Source organism: Paenibacillus sp. EKM10P (assembly GCF_011800655.1).
GTDB lineage: Bacteria > Bacillota > Bacilli > Paenibacillales > Paenibacillaceae > Paenibacillus > Paenibacillus polymyxa.
The window spans coordinates 443,724-461,182 of sequence record NZ_JAALET010000001.1 but is presented as its reverse complement, the minus strand read 5'-3'; the positions used below and the strand labels follow the sequence as shown (position 1 = coordinate 461,182).

The following is a 17,459-nucleotide window of genomic DNA, read 5'->3' as shown; positions in this document are numbered from 1 at the left end:
ATTGTTCACAATTTAATTGTAGAATATTGAATTAGGAGGGATATCATGAGCGTATATAAATATGATGCACAGACCCTACAAGGGGCACAAATTCCGTTATCCACATACGAAGGGAAAGTTCTTCTTATCGTGAATACTGCCAGCAAATGTGGGTTAACCCCCCAGTACAAGGCGCTACAAGAGCTATATGACCAGTATCATGAACAGGGGCTCGAAATTTTGGGATTTCCCAGCAACCAGTTCGCCAAACAAGAGCCGGGTTCCAGCGAGGAGATCTCCGAGTTTTGCCAACTCAATTACGGAGTGACTTTTCCCATGTTCGCCAAGACAGATGTTAACGGTGATCAGGCACATCCTCTATTTCGCTACCTGACCCACACTGCTCCAGGCGTATTAGGCTCCAAAGCGATCAAATGGAATTTTACTAAATTCTTAATTACACGAGAAGGTAACGTATTTAAGCGTTATGCGCCGCAAACCACTCCAGACAAGCTTGTAGGAGATATTAAGAAGCTTTTGCAGAAAAACTGACAATCTTTATGCATTACAGTTAACGAGCGGTCCGTTGTCCATACGACCGCTTCTGTGACGGGAGGATATGACGAAAAGTATTTAACAAAAAAAGCATCCCTTCACGTAAAACGTGTCAGGATGCTTTTTCAACTGGGTATTGCATATAATGCGGTCGAGAGGACTCGAACCTCCACGGGCGTACGCCCACTACCCCCTCAAGATAGCGTGTCTGCCATTCCACCACGACCGCATGTCATAATGTATTGAGGCAACAGATTTATTATACTCTCTCAGCAACAATTTGTAAACAAGAATATTATAATTATTTTCAATGTAACTTTATATAACATATATAAGCAATAAAATTATTTAATTTGACATAACTGAGTTCGAAGTGTAAATATATATTACATAAATATTTGAATTATTATTATAAAAATAAGATTTGAGTCAAATAACATCACACAAATATTCACTTCAAGGAGGCGAACCGTCCTGCATAAAGGTAACCGGTTGCTAAACTACGCATTATTGTTGGACCCTTCCCTACCTATTGGTGGTTTCACCCGTTTCTACGGATTGGAGGAGCGTTTCCGCGCTGGACACCTGAACAGTCTACAGGATCTGAAACATTACATGCGAGACGATTGGTATCCTCAAATCACAACCCTTGACGGCATGGCCATTAAAAGTCTGTATGCAGCCATCCAGCAGAATGACGGTTGGCGGATCGCCCTTATTGATAAAATACTGCACACCCAACATCCTTCCTCGCAGCATGTAAAAGAGTCGCGACTTTCTGGCCAGCGACTGCTCAAGCTCACCAAGGCTCTCTATCCTTGGCTCGCATTTGACCAACTGGAAGACACACTCACTCAATACAATGCAATTGGCACACTCGCTACTGTCCACACTTGGATTAACTCCCTCCTCGGAAGCGATATAGAACAGACCATTCACGGCTATTTTGCCACAGCGGTATCCTTCTGTATCGAAGATGCCTTTAGACTGCTCAATCCTCCTTATGAGGAAAAAAATCCTCTTATCGATCATATGACCAGCGAGTTGCTTACCACCTGGAAGAAGATTAACAAACCTACGCCAAGCTCATATCAGCGCCATCTTTTCCACAGCCATCGGACCAGCTCCTACATCACTCAGCCACCCTATATGAGCCATAGCAGCCAATTGAATGCATCCAGACCCTTTTCCTCCTCCGTCCTATTTAAACACCTTCCAGCATCCCTCTGATGCGTCGTTTACCAATCTAGCAGTCACAATAAAAATACTCTGCCCTTTTCTCAAGCGGCAGAGTATTTTTATTCATGTATCCCAAATTCACACCAATAACAGACCATAGTCGGATTATTTTCACTTTTTGCACTTAATTAAGTAATTATTTTAATAAAATAACGTATTTAAGATTGTATAAACACGTATAAAAGTGTATCATAGTTTTAGATGGTTAATTCTAACATGTTTACTGATGATTATTATATCACACCAATTATTCCGCAAGAATCCGTAAGGGGCGATTTCTCTTGAACAACAAAATGCCTGTCACCTCCTTCGGGTGGGCCATCAAACAAAGGCTTGTCGAGCTTCGACTGGATCAGAAAACATTTTGCGAGACACACAACATTCCGCCTTCACGCTTGTCCAATCTGATTCACGGCACCCGCAAAGCACAAAGGTACAGAAAACAAGTTGCTGCAATTCTGAATATCGACGATAACGATTATAAGGAGGCGACACCACACTAAACCGAACAAACATTTTAGCAACCAATGCGTCGCCATATTATCAGGAAACCAAATAAACCCGTAAACCGAACCCTCAGTTCGTTTTACGGGTTATCACCCAGGCGTTTAGCCATAGATTATTCAAGTTTTGTTTTGTCCTTCTCTCTTTTTTGCTTACGGTACTTCGCAAATTCAACGTATTCTAAAATAAAGTTCTGTTCTTCTGTATCAAGATCTTCAGCCTGGCAATTCAGTGGCCCCATCACCCCAAAAAAATAAGCAGCCTTCTGCTCCTGAAGCACGCCTTCCCCCGGCTTAATCCCTTTCATCAACCAGTCGAGCGATACATTAAAAAAGTCCGAAATCTGAATCAAATGGGCGGTACCCGGCGTTGTTTTTCCCCTTCTCCAATCACCGAGATTCCCTGAGCTAATTTTAAGCTTTTCACAAAATGCCTTCTTGGTCATTCCTCGATCCTTAATTAAAGCTTCAATCCGCTGATAAATAGTTTGATCTCCCACAACGTTTCCCCTCCGACACTGTAGCTTTTTCTAATTAATTTTCAATTGTACATATTAGAATGTCCTTATCAAACCCCACAGCAAACATTAATCAGTAGTTGAATTGGGCTGGTTTTTCTCTTTACGAAAGCGGGTAAATTCAATATACTCAAGTATAAAATCTCTTTCCGCCTCACTTAGCGATCCCCCCTGGCAATTCAGTTGCCCTGAAGCTCCAAAAAAATAAGGGTCCTGCGACTCCTTCAGCACCTTACTCTGCACGTCTCGACCCAGCATAATCCAATCCAGACTAGCGTCAAAAAAAGAAGCAATTTCTATGAGTTTATTCGTGCCTGGTGTCGTTTTTCCTCTTTTCCAATCTCCAAAGTTCCCTGTACTAATGCCCAACTGCTGGCAAAACGCCTTTTTCGTCATACCTCGTTCCTTAATGAGCTCCTCAATGCGTTGGTAAATAGATTGCATAGAAGTTCCTTCCTCCCTAGCAGGCTCTCCAAATAACGATATCATGTCCCTTGTTCCCTTTTCAAAGATCACGTGTGCTAAAATTACCGAATTATGTATGTTGGTTTTCATTATACCACAATATGCAACAAAAACCGCCTGTTTTCCGAAGAAAGGGCGGTCTTTAAGTCAGTTCGATTACGCCAATCACGTAGCAGAGTTGTCGATTTTAAGTAAAATCCGCTTCAATTCGTTCAACGTTTCGCTTAAGTGCAATAAATCTTCTTCCGGCAGATACACCAGTCTCTCTTGAATTTTATTAGAGAAGGTATGAAACACCTGTTCACAAAAAGCGTCGCCTTCTTCTGTAATGGCTACGTTCACGACTCTACGATCCGAGTCGCACGATTGGCGGTCAGCCAACCCATGCTCCACCAGCTTATCCAGAAGAGGAGTCATGTTTGGACGAGAGACATTTAGTTGTTTGGACAAATCGGATACCGTAGACGAACGCACTTCACGCAGAAGCAAGAGTACCTGAAAGTTATTAGGCGACAAATGCAACGGAAAATCAAGCGGACCGTAGGTGAAAAATTTCTTCTTCACAATCGGAAACAAGCCCAAAATATTTTCTGATATATTTCCTAACAGTTGAGTGTCCATATTTTTCACCGTCACTTCATAAGTTTATATATTTATTATTCTATAACATTATGGCGTTATATTATACTATGGAATCATTATTTCATCATAATCATTGTTTAATTGCATCCATGCACAAATAAAAAAAGCCTCTAACGCGAGAGACTTTTCCGTTTATTCCATTGATGCGGTCGAGAGGACTCGAACCTCCACGAGCGTACGCTCACTACCCCCTCAAGATAGCGTGTCTGCCATTCCACCACGACCGCATAACAAAATATAAATGGTGAGCCATGAAGGACTCGAACCTTCGACACCCTGATTAAAAGTCAGGTGCTCTACCAACTGAGCTAATGGCTCATGCTGTTCATCCTAGCTGTCCGCCATTAGATCAGACCTCAGGAATTCCCCTTAAGCATGCAACATGTAGTCTGTAAAGACAACAATGACCCGTAGGGGATTCGAACCCCTGTTACCTCCGTGAAAGGGAGGTGTCTTAACCCCTTGACCAACGGGCCTTATGAATGTACACCAACTTGGCGACAAGAAAGAGTATATCAAATAGAATAGTAAATGGCAATACTTATTTTTTAAATTTTCAAAAAAGCTATTTTATATAATTGTAAAATGCATATTTACTTACATTAACTTATTTATTATCATCTAAACCCTGAATAATCACGATAAATGATTGCAATATCACTTACATTTACTTATAATCACTTACGAGATACCGAAATGATTATATATTAGAGGAGCTTTCTATGTATCAGGAAGAACGAATGTTAAAAATCGTTGATTACTTACAGCTTCACAAGCGTATTTCGGTGGATGATATTTGCGAAATTTTTAATGTTTCACGGGATACGGCCCGCCGAGACCTGGTAAAACTTGAGGAGCACCAAAAAATTATTCGTACCCGCGGCGGTGCCCTTCTCCCTAAACTGCATCACGATCCAATTGGAAATTATAACGAAAGACTGCTTACTGTATCTGAGGAGAAACAAGTGATCGGACAATTGGCTGCCAGTATGGTACGAGATAGGGATCGTATTATATTGGATTCCTCTACCACCGTACAGGCGTGTGCAGAAAGACTGAATGTGCAGGAATGTTCGGTTATCACCAATTCAATCAATCAGGCTGACGTACTATCTGGAAAAGACGGTGTCTCCATTCATCTATTGGGGGGCCGCCTCCAAAAAGAACACCGATATGTATACGGTTCGTCCGTAATCGCCACTTTGTCTCACTATTTTGTAGACAAAGCTTTTATCGGGATTGGAGGCATATCAGCTCACGGACTAAGCCTGATTCATGAAGAAGACGGTATGCTGAAGCATCAGATGATGAAACAGGCAGATCAGGTGATCATCCTTGCGGACCATTCGAAATTCGGAATCAATTTCCCGTATCGTTTTGCTGATTTGTCTGAGGTTAATATCGTGATCACCGATCGCTTACCAGAACCGGCGATGCTGGAAATTTTGCAACACCATGATATCGAAGTTGTTGTCCCCTCATAAACTTGAAGCCAATCGCTCTAACTAGACGCAATATGTATAACAGAGATATCAGAAGACAGGAGCTGGAGAGAAATGAAACTGTTTGCGATTGATATGGATGGAACGCTATTGAACGAGGAAGGAAAAATAAGCAAAGCCAACGCAGAGGCAATCCGCAAGGCACAGCAGCAAGGTGTTCAAGTGACGATTGCCACTGGCAGAGCCGCTTATGATGCCTGGACAAAGCTAGAGGAAGCAGAGCTGGTTACTCCCGTCATCGGGGCAAACGGCGCCACTGTGCACGATGTGCATCGGCGCCAGCTAACCTCTACTCCTATGGGCCGGAGCGAAACATTTGAAGTGCTAAGCTGGCTCGAGGGTAACGACTTCTACTATGAGGTCATGACAGACCGGGCTATTTATTCTCCACAAAAGGGGCATCAGCTACTTGCTGTTGAAATGGACCGCTTGCTGAGCGCCAACCCAGATATTTCGCTGGATACTTTATTACATGCAGCTGAAAAACAATATGAACAGACCGGGCATACCCGCATCGCTTCATATGAGCAGATTCCAATGGATGTAGAGATATATAATGTGCTCTGTTTCTCCTTTGATCATGCCAAATTGGAACGGGGGCGTAAACGTTACCGAGATTTTCAAGGTCTAAACATGGTCATCTCCTCAGATCGCAACTTTGAAGTCGAGCATAAGGATGCGTCTAAAGGTAATGCATTGCTTTATCTCGCGAATTATCTGAACATCCCTATGCAGGAAGCCGTAGCGATCGGTGACAGCTATAACGATATTTCCATGCTGACGATGGCCGGAAGAGGTATTGCCATGGGCAATGCAAATGACGACATTAAGGCTGTCTGCTCCGAAGTTACCCTGACCAATGTGGAAGATGGCGTTGCTCATGCTCTGTTGAACCTCCTCAACACCGTTGAGGCTGACACTGTGAAATAGAAGGGATTAGTTGCGTACTGCGTACAACTCAGGCTAACGCTGTTTCATGCTGTACGCAACATGTCCGTCTTACATATAACAATTCTTAAAAAGCAGATCTAGACGAAAAAGACGCTCGCAAGCATGGTTACCATGCATAGGAGCGTCCTTTTCTGTTTGAAATACCAACGGAGAGAGAGGGATTCGAACCCTCGCACCGCTTACGCAGTCTAACCCCTTAGCAGAGGGTCCCCTTATAGCCACTTGGGTATCTCTCCATGGCTCCCCGAACAGGACTCGAACCTGTGACAACTCGATTAACAGTCGAGTGCTCTACCAACTGAGCTATCAGGGAATATTACTGTAGATTATCATACAGTATGGTTAATTTACCATGAATCAGGGGGCCTCGTCAAGTGCCAACAAGCGAAGTTTACCTCCACATTTCCCACAGCGATATCGCTGTGGATTCATTTTACGCTTACGCATATACTCCTGTTGACAGGAAACACACACAAGCTTGTAACGATAAGGCTGAGGCTTTCTTCCCACTCTTCCCGGTAGGGTCTGACAATGCCTGCTTCCTCCTACGCGAGCCAGCCATGCTTTGAAATCAGCATCACGATGCTGGTAGCCCATTCCGCGCAGATGTAGATGATAATGGCACAGCTCATGCTTTATAATTTTTTCCACCTCAGAACGTCCATAAGCTGCGAGTTGATGTGGATTAATTTCAATATGATGACTTTTCATAAAATATCGACCGCCTGTAGAAGACAGCCGCGCATTAAAGGTGGCTTGATGTTGAAACGGCACGCCAAAGCTCTCCAGCGAGATGCGCTCTACCCATTCTTGAAGTTCTTTATTACTCATGGAAGGGTTCATTGAATTGCTCAGAGACTTGGACTCCATCCTTATGGTTTCCCTCCTTTGCTTCATACTGACAAGCATATTATAAAATGACGGCCGAAGTCTAACCCTGGTTCATAAGCACACTTTAGGTATCCACCCCATATGCTAAACATACAGATGTAACGCAGAGGAGGAGATCGGCTTGCCTCAATGGCTCAGCAACCAGCTCATGCAGGCCTTTTACAAGAAGGACCGACGCCAAATTAAACTGTTGAACGATTGTTGGTTTTTTTATCATAAAGCACCTGGTATAGAATTTGACGCCAACAACGGGTAGAAGCAGAAAAGTTCCAGAAATGAAAAACCGGAGTCTCCAATATGATTCGGAGATTCCGGCTTTTTTACTCTCACAAAAGGTTATACAGCTTTATTTAAAGCACTATGCCTGTGACTGCGCATCTGCGGGAGGTTTCATAGTCAGACCTACCCTGCCTTTTTTCAAATCAACATTCAACACCCACACGGTTACGTTATCACCAACAGATACAACATCCATCGGATGCTTAACAAAACCACTGCGCAGCTGTGAAATATGAACCAACCCGTCACTTTTAATACCGATATCCACAAATGCACCGAAATCAATGACATTGCGGACCGTTCCCTGAAGTTCCATACCCGGTGCCAGATCCTCGATCTTCAACACATCCTTGCGGAATACAGGCAATGGCAACTCGTCGCGCGGGTCACGACCTGGTCGCTGGAGGCTGTCCAAAATATCCCGCAATGTTGGTACACCAACTTCCAGCTTCGCAGCCAGCTGATCAATATTAGACACATTCAGCGCTTCTGTTGCAACTTTCGAACCCAGATCATGGGCACTGATACCTAGCTCCGCCAACAGACGGTCTACGACAGCATACGATTCAGGGTGAATCGGTGTGCGATCCAGTGGATTTTCTCCACCCGGTATACGGATAAAGCCAACGGATTGCTCGTAGGTTTTTGCGCCAAGTCGCGGCACCTTCTGCAACTGACGACGGCTGCTGAATTTACCGTTTTCCTCACGATACTTCACGATGTTTTTAGCAATAGTAGCGTTGATCCCTGCTACGTAGGACAACAGCGCCGAGGAAGCCGTGTTCACATCCACACCGACGTGGTTAACAGCCGATTCCACAACGTCCTTCAAGCTCTCATCCAGATGTTTCTGCGACACATCATGCTGGTATTGACCTACACCAATGGCCTTCGGCTCAATCTTGACCAGCTCAGCCAGCGGGTCCTGCACACGACGCGCGATTGACGCCGCACTGCGCTCAGCTACGTCCAAATCAGGAAATTCTTCCTGTGCCAGCTTGGAGGCAGAGTATACGCTCGCACCTGCCTCATTGACGATCAGATACGCGAGGCTGTTATCACCGATATCCGCGATGACTTCGGCTACGAATTGCTCTGTCTCGCGTGAGGCGGTTCCGTTACCAATGACAATCAACTCGATGCCATATTTGGCAATCAGCTGCTTGAACGTTTCGGCAGCCTCACGTTTCTTGTTGTTCGGCGGTGTTGGATATGTCACAGCCACTTCCAGCAGCTTGCCTGTGTCATCGACAACTGCCAGCTTGCAGCCTGTCCGATAGGCCGGATCGACTCCAAGCACACGACGCCCCTTGATCGGAGCCTGTAGCAACAGGCTGCGCAAATTGCCTGCAAAGATAGAGATGGCCTGCTGTTCACCCTTCTCTGTCATTTCAGCGCGCACTTCACGTTCGATAGATGGCGCGATAAGTCTTTTATACGCATCCTCAATGACACTGCGTAGCAGGTCTTCCACCACAGACGATCCTTTAATCACTTGACCTGCCACATAATTGTAGATGGAATCCGGTGCTACCTCCAAACCGACCTTAAGAATGCCTTCCCGCTCTCCGCGATTAATCGCCAGAATACGGTGAGGTGGCATTTTCTTAGCCAGCTCACGATAGCTGTAGTAATTCTCATACACAGACTCTTGCTCGGTATCCTTCGCTTCAGAGGTCAGCATCCCATGATCCAGCGTATAACGGCGCACCCATTGGCGAATAGCCGCATCATCAGCTATATTTTCGGCCAAAATATCCATGGCTCCTTGGATGGCTACCTCAGGGGTTTCGACTCCCAGTTCAGCATTCACATAGGATTCAGCTTCTTTCAAAACATCACCCTGCTTCGGCTGACCCCAAATCCAGATGGATAGCGGCTCCAACCCCCGTTCCTTTGCCACACTGGCGCGAGTCTTGCGCTTTTGCCGATATGGACGATACAGATCCTCCACTTCCTGAAGTTTAACCGCAGAGGTGATAGCTGCCTGCAGCTCTTCAGTCAGCTTGCCCTGTTCATCAATAATGCGGATGACCTCTACCTTACGATCCTCCAGATTACGTAAATACAGCACACGATCTTCAATTTCACGCAGCTGATTTTCATCCAGCTCTCCTGTCATTTCCTTACGATAACGCGCGATAAAAGGAATTGTATTTCCTTCATCCAATAAACTGATCGTTGTCCGGATTTGCTTGAGTGCCAGCGACAGCTCTCTCGCCACTTGTTTGACAATCCGTTCTTGGCGTTCTGCTTCGTTCGGCTCCTGCCCAATTTCCGTCTTCATTTCCTCGTTAGACAAACCTATCCCTTCTTCCTCACAGCTCTTGTCATACATCATGTCTTTTATTATCACAAAAAATGATTCAAAGCGCCAGCAGGTGACATAAAAGCAAGCCCTACCTGTATTTTTCTTCGGACATGCAAAAGGACAGCGCTAGAGCGCTGTCCTTTCCCGTTTCACTCGTCGTTCCATCATACTAAAAATCAATCAAACCGAGACTGATCTGTAGCGAATCGCTCACTTTGCGCATGGTTTCTTCATCCAAATGGGTGATTTTGTCGGTAAGCCTTTGCTTGTCGATCGTCCGGATTTGCTCCAGAAGAACAACAGAATCACGATCAAAGCCATGCGTCGCCGCGTCGATTTCCACGTGTGTAGGCAGCTTTGCCTTCTGAATCTGTGCTGTGATGGCTGCTACGATCACGGTAGGGCTAAACCGGTTGCCGATATCATTTTGAATGATCAGCACAGGTCTGACGCCACCTTGCTCGGAACCGACTACGGGTGAAAGGTCTGCAAAAAAAACGTCGCCGCGCTTTACGATCAATATGGATTACACCCCGCTAACTGTACGGCCCAAGGTGCTGTTTGCATCTTCCTCCGCGTGAAAGGCTTCAGATGCCATGGTCAGGTTAATTTTAGCCATTTCCATGTATCCACGCTGCATAGCTTCACGAATGTAACGTTTTTTACGTTCACCTACATAAAGCTTCATTGCCTGCCTGATAAATTCACTGCGGTTGGAATTCTCCATAGCTACGATCCCGTCCACTTCCTGCAAGAGATGATCTGGCAAACTGATCATTATTCTTTTGGTGTTCTGCAAATTGGCCAACTTCTCTTCCACCCCCAAAACCTTGTCGCCATTGTACCATTATAACGTTATTCCCGGTAATTTATTCAAACGGAATATAAGAGAATGTATATGATATGCGTATATCATCTATGCTGCATTCCATTATAAACTACGCAGTTCGTTTTCGTACAGGCGTTTGATCCCCGAAATACAAGTGTCAGCGGAGCCTAGTGCGTCTTTTGACAGTTATAGCGCTCTTTTCTTTCCTTTGTACATATTTCGGGACGTTCTACGAAAACTCCTGCTTTTATCCGGTAATTTGCGTTATGAAATTAATTCCAGTGGGTTGGAAGAAGCGAGTTCACCCGAACGACAGGAACATGATCTCGCATGTAAACACGCGGTACCCTGTCTGCGATCATGCAGATCACCTCGTAGTGGATTGTACCAAGCTTGGATGCCAGCTCATCCGCCGCAATGATTTCGCCGGACTGCTGGCCGATGAGAACAACCTCTTCGCCGGTTTGGATTTCTTCCGCATCCTCTGCGAAAGATTGTAAGGATACCATACACTGGTCCATGCAGATCGTACCGAGTACAGGGACGCGACGACCGCGTATCAACACTTCGACCTTCCCACTTAGCATGCGGGAGTATCCATCCGCATAACCAATTGGCAGTGTGCCGATCCGCTCTTCATCAGAGGTCACATACCGGGTGCCGTAGCTAACCCCCCAGCCGGGAGGAAGCGTCTTGGTATAAACCACCGCCGTCTTTAATGACAATACAGGCAACAGTTCAATGACTTGCCGGTTAACCTCATCAGACGGATACAGACCGTATATACTGATGCCAATCCGCACCATATTGGGGGAAAGGGAAGGGGTATCAATGGTGGCCGCGCTGTTGCCCGTATGTATAATGGGAATAGAAATACCTTGTTCCCTTAGCGCATCCGCCACGCCCCGAAACCGATCATATTGTAGCAGTGTATAGCTTTTATCTTCTTCATCCGCACGGGCAAAATGGGTGTACATGCCTTCCAGCAGCACCTGCTCTAATTCGTGAACCTGCCGGACAAAAGCCAAAGCTGCTTCTCCAGGCAGCAAACCGAGTCTTCCCATACCGCTGTCTATTTTGATGTGCACCTTCAGCTTGCGTTCGCTTCCTTGGCGGTCCAATCTGCGGATACCCTCCAGCACTTCCTCACTAAACACAGTCAATGAGATATCATGCTCCCAAGCTGTTTGGACAGCTTCAGGTGAGGTATAGCCGAGTACAAGGATCGGCAGTCCAACCCCCGCATGACGAAGCTCCAGAGCCTCATCCAGAAAAGCGACGCTCAAATAATCCGCACCAAGGCGTTCCATTTCCTTTGAAATTTCTACGGCACCGTGACCGTAGGCATTAGCCTTGACACAGACCAGCATCAGCTTATCCGCAGGCAATGCCTTGCGAAAGGCCTCATAGTTGGCGCCAAGGTGATCCAGGTTGATTTCGGCCCGGGTCGATCTGTATTGTGCTTGCAAAATCCAGTCACCTTCTTCAATTGTTAGCCTGTAACGTAACCTTTTACCATTTTGGATATAGCAAAATCCTTGCTTCCAAAGGTTAATGGTAATGTTCAGAGACGTGGCTGTCAATGGCAGGGGGCTCTGCCAGCCTCCTCTACCATCTTTACAATAGAACAAGATATACAAGCGATGCACATCTTAGACTGCGAATGAACAAAAGACGGATACGGGCGGTAGCAGAGCATTTTACACTCTAGACCGTCTGCATCCGTCTATAAAATTTTATTTACCCGATTGTTCCTGTATAGAAGCGGCAATTTGTATCATTTCGCTCACAGGCAGGTCAGCACTAGTGATTCTGAACTCTATTCCATCATTCATCCAGGTCATCGTCTGCTGTTCACTTCCTGTCAGCACGGCAAAGCTTCCTCCAATATCAACCAGTTCGCCTGCCGTCAATGCGACCGCCCGATCTTTTGGACGCGCCTCTACAATGGTATAGTTATACGTTCCGCTATACCGCAGCATCACTGCATGTGTACCATTATCCTCCAGCTCCGGCGTATCCTTGATTTGTACTCCGGCTGGCGTGTAGGACGGTTCAATCAAGCCGAACTCACCCAACACAGCTTCTGCGGCATCCGTTCCAGCTGACGTTCCAGTTGCAGCATCCGCTGTGCCCGGTGTCTGTTGCTGCTCCTCTGCGTTAGCTGCTGCTTGCGGCTTGGACGTATCGCCAGTGACAGCTCCGTCGCTCTTCGCTTCACCAGACGGTTGCTGGACATCGCCCCCTACGGTTCCCTGCTCTTGTCCGGCTTCACTGGACGTCACGCCAGTCGTCCCTTCTAACGTACCGGTCGTATCAAGCGGACCGCTGGAATCCACTGCCCCTGAAGATGGCGATCCCTCGTTACCTGCATTCGTTTTTCCGGAAGCCATATTTCGCTCCATATCAAAGGAATCCTTGTCAAACTTCGTATCAAAAGCAAATTGATCGAATTTCAGATCGACAACCACCTTGGCATTCGCATCAGATACTTGTACCTGAGTAGGGGCATAGTTGTTTTTGGATAGCCAAATCTTTTGCCTTACCAGCGCATGGCTGTTGTAGTTCGCGGCCACATCAAACACATACGATTTATCGTCGGTAGCCAACTGACGGGAGGCATCACCGATAATGCTGCGAACCAGCGTTTCATATAAATATACCTGACCCTGATTGTTTGGCCAGTCGCTTTTGAAACGGAAACTCTTGTTCAGGCTGGGGGTCAGTACAAATACACCCTCATCATTACGAAGCACGATTTGCGTAACATCCTTTTTCTCGTTCGTCATGGCAATTCGGTAATAGGACGGCTTGCGATAGGAAATATCCACCTTGTATTCCTGCGGCGTGTCGCCGGTATGCAGCGTCATCAAAGCTGTACCGTGGTAGCTGTTCAGGTCGCTCACCACGTCACTCAAATCTTTAACCACATCGTCTGCGCTCTTCTTGCCGCACCCGGCCAGCAGCAACGTTACACACATGACCATGGCAAGCATCCATGAAATCCGGCGCATGTCATCAACCCCTTCAGCACATGTTTTAAATGAATTAGTACATGTCTATGAAGGACTTGTTCGATTTATGCAGACTGGCATGACAAGCTTGAGCGTATCCTTGTGTAATGCTATAAAATCTTTTGAAGACTGATCATAAATTCATACAGGAAATAAACCGAAAAACCAACCAAAACCACACCGGCACAGATTGTAACCCACTTGATGGCGGTTCTGTTCATGGCTTTTCGTGTTGTCGCTACGAGGGTCATCAAGCCTAAATCATGGATAAGAATACCAAACAAAATACCTAAACCAACAATCAAAAATTGACTTGTATTTGACCGATCAAATGAACTTGCCAGCACAGTCCCAAAAACACTTACCCAGAACACTAAATTCCCTGGTGAAACAGCTACAAGCAGCCCATTTTTATAGGAAGAAAATAATGATTTCGTCTTTTTCTCTCCTTCTAGTGCAATATCATGATCCGCATTTTTAATGCTGTCGTACCCCACGTAGCACAGAAATATGGCTCCAACGAGCCACATGATCACCTGTACAACAGGTAAGGACAGAACAGAGGCCAGACCAAAATATAAACCAATGATTAATAACAAATCGATGGTCATCCCCCCGAGCCCCACAATCCATCCATGCATAAATCCATTCTTTAGCCCTTGCTTCGTCATTTCAACCGTAATGGTACCTACAGGTAGTGCTATGGAGAAACCTAGTAAAACATATGTAATGAACAATGCCATTTCAAAACCCCTTTCAAATGTATAAAAACGTTATTCTATACTATAAAAAATGACAAATCAATAAAATGTTGAAGCCTGTATGAGCTTAAAACACATGAGACTTATTTTGTACAAAATCGGATTCATTGACCAAGTTTGTCCATTGAGTATTGAGGTTCCAGCACTTATCATTGCTTTTGTGATAATAATTCTCATTCGCAAATTTATGAACTATCATATTATACGGAGGTTGCTATGACCAACAAAAAATCTACTCGACAATACACTGCTCTGATCTGTCTATTCTCTCTTATGGGGGCATTGCTGCTAGGATGCGGCGCATCTGATAAGCAGACTGCAAGCAGCAACACAACAGCATCTACAACCTCGAAAGCTGCCACAACTCGTGCCTACACAGACTACAAGGGTCATACAGTAAACATTCCCACGACTCCTGGGCGCATTGCTTACTTCGGAGAAAACTATGGGGATCTATTGGTTTTAGGCGTACAGGCTGTTGGTACATCGACTTCTATGATCGAGGGAAAGATATATGAGAAAAAAGTTCAGAATGTATCGGACCTAGGATTTCCCATTGATTTAGAAAAAACATTGGCTCTACAACCAGACCTAATCATCACCGCCGATACGGATGAAAAACAATACGCAGCGTTAACGATAATTGCACCTACAATTATGTTCGATACCTTCGCTCCACTGAACGATCGTTTGCTACATCTCGGAGACATTGTGAACAAGAAAAAGGCTGCTGAGGACTGGCTTGCCCAATATAAAATCAAGGAAGCAGAGATGTGGACCAAACTTCATGCGCAAGGTGTTAAGTCGGGTGAAACAGCTTCGGTCTTTACCTACTATCCCGGTGACCGTTTGTTCGTCATGGCACGGACAGGCCTGTCACAGATACTATATGAAGAGAATGGTCTCAAGCCTACTCCTCTTATTCAGAAAGCGCTGGATGAGGACAAAGGATTCGTGCAATTATCACAGGAAGTAATCGGACAATACGCTGGAGATCGGATTTTCATACTAAGCACTCCAAGTTCAGAAGCCCAGCAATCCACCGAACAATTAATGAAAAGCAAGCTGTGGCTTCAGCTCCCTGCTGTCAAGCAGGGACATGTGTACATGCAGGACATTGGCAAAACCGAAAGTGATGCATCTACTCGGGAATGGTTGCTGGAGGAATTGCCCAAGCTCATAAAATAAGATTGGAGAAGCCTATCGTCCTTGTTGATAGGCTTCTTTTTTGTTGAACCTAAAGGAGGTATACTTATGCATATATGATAACCATTCTCAGTAAAAGGAGCTTTACACCGTGAATCAGCCTTCGTCGTCTGTAAATTCACCTCCACCCAACACACTGCTTTTTCATTTTAAAGGAATTGTGTTGGTTAGTGAGCCTACCGTTGGACTAATATCTCAATCAAATTCCGATCACTGTCTGCTTATGTTCATCGGCGGGGCTGGTAGGATGGATGTGGGTCAAGAACAATATGTATTCCATTCAGGTCATGGGTATTGGTTAACTCCTGGCGAATCCTATCGCATCGCTCCCTTGGATGGAACTGTTCCTGAATACTACAAAATCACGTTCAAGGTCATTACCATGCCGTTGGAGCCACAATCGGACGCGACCTTGGTTGAAAACGCAACGGGCATGCCATCCATATATCATGGATCTGTCCTGCCAGAACCGCGTGAATACATCGTTTCCTCTTCCTTCAAGCCTATTCAGTTGGCCGAAGAGTTATTTTATAGCACCCAACAAACAATACAGCCGCATAGACAAACCACTGCATTGCGTCAGCAAATCATGTTTCAAGAGCTGCTCTTACTGTGGCAGGAAGCCCACGTCCCTATTAAGCATAACGAGGGCTTTAATCCGACATTGCCTGCATCGGTGGAAAGCACCCTTGCATATATGGAAAACCACTACGAAAAGCCTATTACCGTCAAGCAGCTTGCCGAACAGGCCAACGTTTCCATATGGCAATACTCCCAGCTGTTTCGCAAAATAACGGGCAAAAAGCCGTTGCATTACCTCACTGAGCTGCGCTTGAACCATGCCAAGCGGCTGCTGCTGGGATGCAAACGGCCTTTACGTGAAATTGCCCGTCAGGTGGGTTTCTCTGACGAATATTATTTTAATCGGCGTTTTAGGCAAATGACCGGGGTTCCGCCGGGTAAATATGCGCTTTCCGCTCCCGGTTCTGTGTGCGTTAAGGATTGGACTGGCCACCATATTCATATCCCTCGTCGAGCGAGCCGCATCATCTATCACGGAGAAACGATGGGCGATTTGCTCGCGTTAGGAGCCACAGCCATAGGCGGAAGCCTGCGGCTCAGTGAATACAGCGTCTATAAGCATCGTCTTGAGAACGTAACTGACGTGGGACTTCCGCTGGATACCCGCTTGACCAGCGCTCTTGATCCTGATCTGATTATCATCGCTAACTCGGATGAACAGGAATATGAGCGTATTGCAAGCATCGCGCCCACCCTCACCTTCAACACCTTTGCCGCCCTGGAGGAACGACTGCGTACACTTGGCGCATGGCTCGATAAGGAACAAGAGGCCGAACGCTGGTTAGCGACCTTCACCGCTCGTAATCTGGCGATGTGGCAGCAGCTCAGCACGCATATCACAGCCGGAGAAACCGCCTCTGTTTTTATCTTCGACCATGGCGATCGGCTCTTTGTCATGGGCATGTCCGGATTCTCATCGGCCCTCTACCACCCGCACGGCTTCCAGCCTGTCGAGCCAATTCAAAAGATGCTTGATGAGGGACTGGGCTTCGCAGAAATTAATCCAAACGAATTGCCTGATTACGCTGGAGATCGCATATTTATGCTCGTCCCTACGGCACCAGACTCCAAGCATACGCTGGAATGCATGCTCAACAGCCCTCTCTGGCATAGCCTCCCTGCTGTACGTCAAGGCCAGGTATATTTCGTAGAAGCAGACCGCTGGAACTGGAGCGATGCCATGACTCGGCAAAAGCTGCTCACTGCACTGCCCAAACTGCTCGTTCATTGAT

Annotated in this window: 18 protein-coding genes and 6 tRNA genes; 8 read left to right on the top strand and 16 right to left on the bottom strand. The window is 46.0% G+C overall.

Going from position 1 to position 17,459, the window contains the following annotated elements:
• The first annotated feature begins 45 nt into the window (after positions 1–45).
• Entirely contained in the window at positions 46–531 is a 486-nt protein-coding gene (locus tag HFE01_RS02045; protein WP_016820704.1) for a glutathione peroxidase, read from the top strand.
• Positions 532–680: 149 nt separating this feature from the next.
• On the opposite strand, the gene HFE01_RS02040 is transcribed toward HFE01_RS02045, so the two are convergent.
• Positions 681–763, bottom strand: a tRNA-Leu gene (locus tag HFE01_RS02040).
• Between the two features lie 263 nt (positions 764–1,026).
• Between HFE01_RS02040 and HFE01_RS02035 the strand changes: the two genes are divergently transcribed.
• Together HFE01_RS02035 and HFE01_RS02030 are read left to right on the top strand one after the other, a co-directional pair.
• Positions 1,027–1,764: an urease accessory protein UreF gene (locus tag HFE01_RS02035; RefSeq protein WP_107733994.1), complete on the top strand. Its 738-nt coding sequence runs from the start codon at positions 1,027–1,029 to the stop codon at positions 1,762–1,764.
• Between the two features lie 290 nt (positions 1,765–2,054).
• Positions 2,055–2,276, top strand: a complete 222-nt coding sequence (locus HFE01_RS02030) for a Rha family transcriptional regulator (protein ID WP_013369935.1) — start codon at positions 2,055–2,057, stop codon at positions 2,274–2,276.
• A 116-nt stretch (positions 2,277–2,392) separates the two neighbouring features.
• On the opposite strand, the gene HFE01_RS02025 is transcribed toward HFE01_RS02030, so the two are convergent.
• The 6 genes from HFE01_RS02025 to HFE01_RS02000 form a co-directional block, all read right to left on the bottom strand.
• Positions 2,393–2,776: a helix-turn-helix domain-containing protein gene (locus HFE01_RS02025; protein WP_107733995.1), complete on the bottom strand. Its 384-nt coding sequence runs from the start codon at positions 2,774–2,776 to the stop codon at positions 2,393–2,395.
• 87 nt (positions 2,777–2,863) lie between these two features.
• Entirely contained in the window at positions 2,864–3,238 is a 375-nt protein-coding gene (locus HFE01_RS02020; RefSeq protein WP_016818372.1) for a helix-turn-helix domain-containing protein, read from the bottom strand.
• Positions 3,239–3,424: 186 nt separating this feature from the next.
• Positions 3,425–3,880 carry a MarR family winged helix-turn-helix transcriptional regulator gene (locus tag HFE01_RS02015; protein ID WP_017426529.1) on the bottom strand — a complete coding sequence of 152 codons (456 nt, stop codon included), beginning with the start codon at positions 3,878–3,880 and terminating at the stop codon, positions 3,425–3,427.
• Between the two features lie 165 nt (positions 3,881–4,045).
• A tRNA-Leu gene (locus HFE01_RS02010) sits at positions 4,046–4,128 on the bottom strand.
• Between the two features lie 15 nt (positions 4,129–4,143).
• Positions 4,144–4,219 (bottom strand) — tRNA-Lys (locus tag HFE01_RS02005).
• A gap of 86 nt (positions 4,220–4,305) precedes the next feature.
• Positions 4,306–4,377, bottom strand: a tRNA-Glu gene (locus HFE01_RS02000).
• Between the two features lie 246 nt (positions 4,378–4,623).
• Between HFE01_RS02000 and HFE01_RS01995 the strand changes: the two genes are divergently transcribed.
• Together HFE01_RS01995 and HFE01_RS01990 are read left to right on the top strand one after the other, a co-directional pair.
• Complete coding sequence (locus tag HFE01_RS01995; protein WP_017426528.1) at positions 4,624–5,385, top strand: DeoR/GlpR family DNA-binding transcription regulator; 762 nt, start codon at positions 4,624–4,626, stop codon at positions 5,383–5,385.
• A gap of 72 nt (positions 5,386–5,457) precedes the next feature.
• Positions 5,458–6,333, top strand: coding sequence for a Cof-type HAD-IIB family hydrolase (locus HFE01_RS01990; protein ID WP_019686561.1), 876 nt, complete (start codon positions 5,458–5,460; stop codon positions 6,331–6,333).
• A 168-nt stretch (positions 6,334–6,501) separates the two neighbouring features.
• On the opposite strand, the gene HFE01_RS01985 is transcribed toward HFE01_RS01990, so the two are convergent.
• The 3 genes from HFE01_RS01985 to HFE01_RS01975 form a co-directional block, all read right to left on the bottom strand.
• Positions 6,502–6,590, bottom strand: a tRNA-Ser gene (locus tag HFE01_RS01985).
• Between the two features lies 1 nt (position 6,591).
• Positions 6,592–6,667, bottom strand: a tRNA-Asn gene (locus tag HFE01_RS01980).
• Positions 6,668–6,711: 44 nt separating this feature from the next.
• Entirely contained in the window at positions 6,712–7,224 is a 513-nt protein-coding gene (locus tag HFE01_RS01975; RefSeq protein WP_016821162.1) for a SprT family protein, read from the bottom strand.
• A 142-nt stretch (positions 7,225–7,366) separates the two neighbouring features.
• On the opposite strand from HFE01_RS01975, the gene cmpA reads away from it, so the two are divergent.
• Entirely contained in the window at positions 7,367–7,501 is a 135-nt protein-coding gene (gene cmpA, locus HFE01_RS01970) for a cortex morphogenetic protein CmpA (protein ID WP_167438761.1), read from the top strand.
• A 102-nt stretch (positions 7,502–7,603) separates the two neighbouring features.
• Here the strand turns inward: cmpA and HFE01_RS01965 are convergent, their stop codons facing one another.
• From HFE01_RS01965 to HFE01_RS01940, 6 genes are all read right to left on the bottom strand, one after another.
• Entirely contained in the window at positions 7,604–9,811 is a 2,208-nt protein-coding gene (locus tag HFE01_RS01965; protein ID WP_481856235.1) for a Tex family protein, read from the bottom strand.
• A 193-nt stretch (positions 9,812–10,004) separates the two neighbouring features.
• Complete coding sequence (locus tag HFE01_RS01960) at positions 10,005–10,355, bottom strand: type II toxin-antitoxin system PemK/MazF family toxin (protein WP_007429335.1); 351 nt, start codon at positions 10,353–10,355, stop codon at positions 10,005–10,007.
• Positions 10,356–10,361: 6 nt separating this feature from the next.
• Positions 10,362–10,643, bottom strand: coding sequence for a CopG family ribbon-helix-helix protein (locus HFE01_RS01955; RefSeq protein ID WP_007429334.1), 282 nt, complete (start codon positions 10,641–10,643; stop codon positions 10,362–10,364).
• A 293-nt stretch (positions 10,644–10,936) separates the two neighbouring features.
• The gene (alr, locus tag HFE01_RS01950) at positions 10,937–12,133 is read right to left on the bottom strand and encodes an alanine racemase (RefSeq protein WP_029514400.1); all 1,197 of its coding nucleotides are present in this window, start codon (positions 12,131–12,133) and stop codon (positions 10,937–10,939) included.
• A 267-nt stretch (positions 12,134–12,400) separates the two neighbouring features.
• On the bottom strand, positions 12,401–13,678 hold the full coding sequence (locus HFE01_RS01945; protein ID WP_017426524.1) for an outer membrane lipoprotein-sorting protein: 1,278 nt from the start codon (positions 13,676–13,678) through the stop codon (positions 12,401–12,403).
• A 110-nt stretch (positions 13,679–13,788) separates the two neighbouring features.
• Positions 13,789–14,421: a LysE family translocator gene (locus HFE01_RS01940; RefSeq protein WP_045244041.1), complete on the bottom strand. Its 633-nt coding sequence runs from the start codon at positions 14,419–14,421 to the stop codon at positions 13,789–13,791.
• 234 nt (positions 14,422–14,655) lie between these two features.
• Here HFE01_RS01940 and HFE01_RS01935 point away from each other — a divergent pair, with 234 nt between their 5' ends.
• Together HFE01_RS01935 and HFE01_RS01930 are read left to right on the top strand one after the other, a co-directional pair.
• Entirely contained in the window at positions 14,656–15,627 is a 972-nt protein-coding gene (locus tag HFE01_RS01935; protein ID WP_107733997.1) for an ABC transporter substrate-binding protein, read from the top strand.
• 109 nt (positions 15,628–15,736) lie between these two features.
• Complete coding sequence (locus HFE01_RS01930) at positions 15,737–17,458, top strand: ABC transporter substrate-binding protein (protein WP_107733998.1); 1,722 nt, start codon at positions 15,737–15,739, stop codon at positions 17,456–17,458.
• Position 17,459 lies beyond the last annotated feature (1 nt).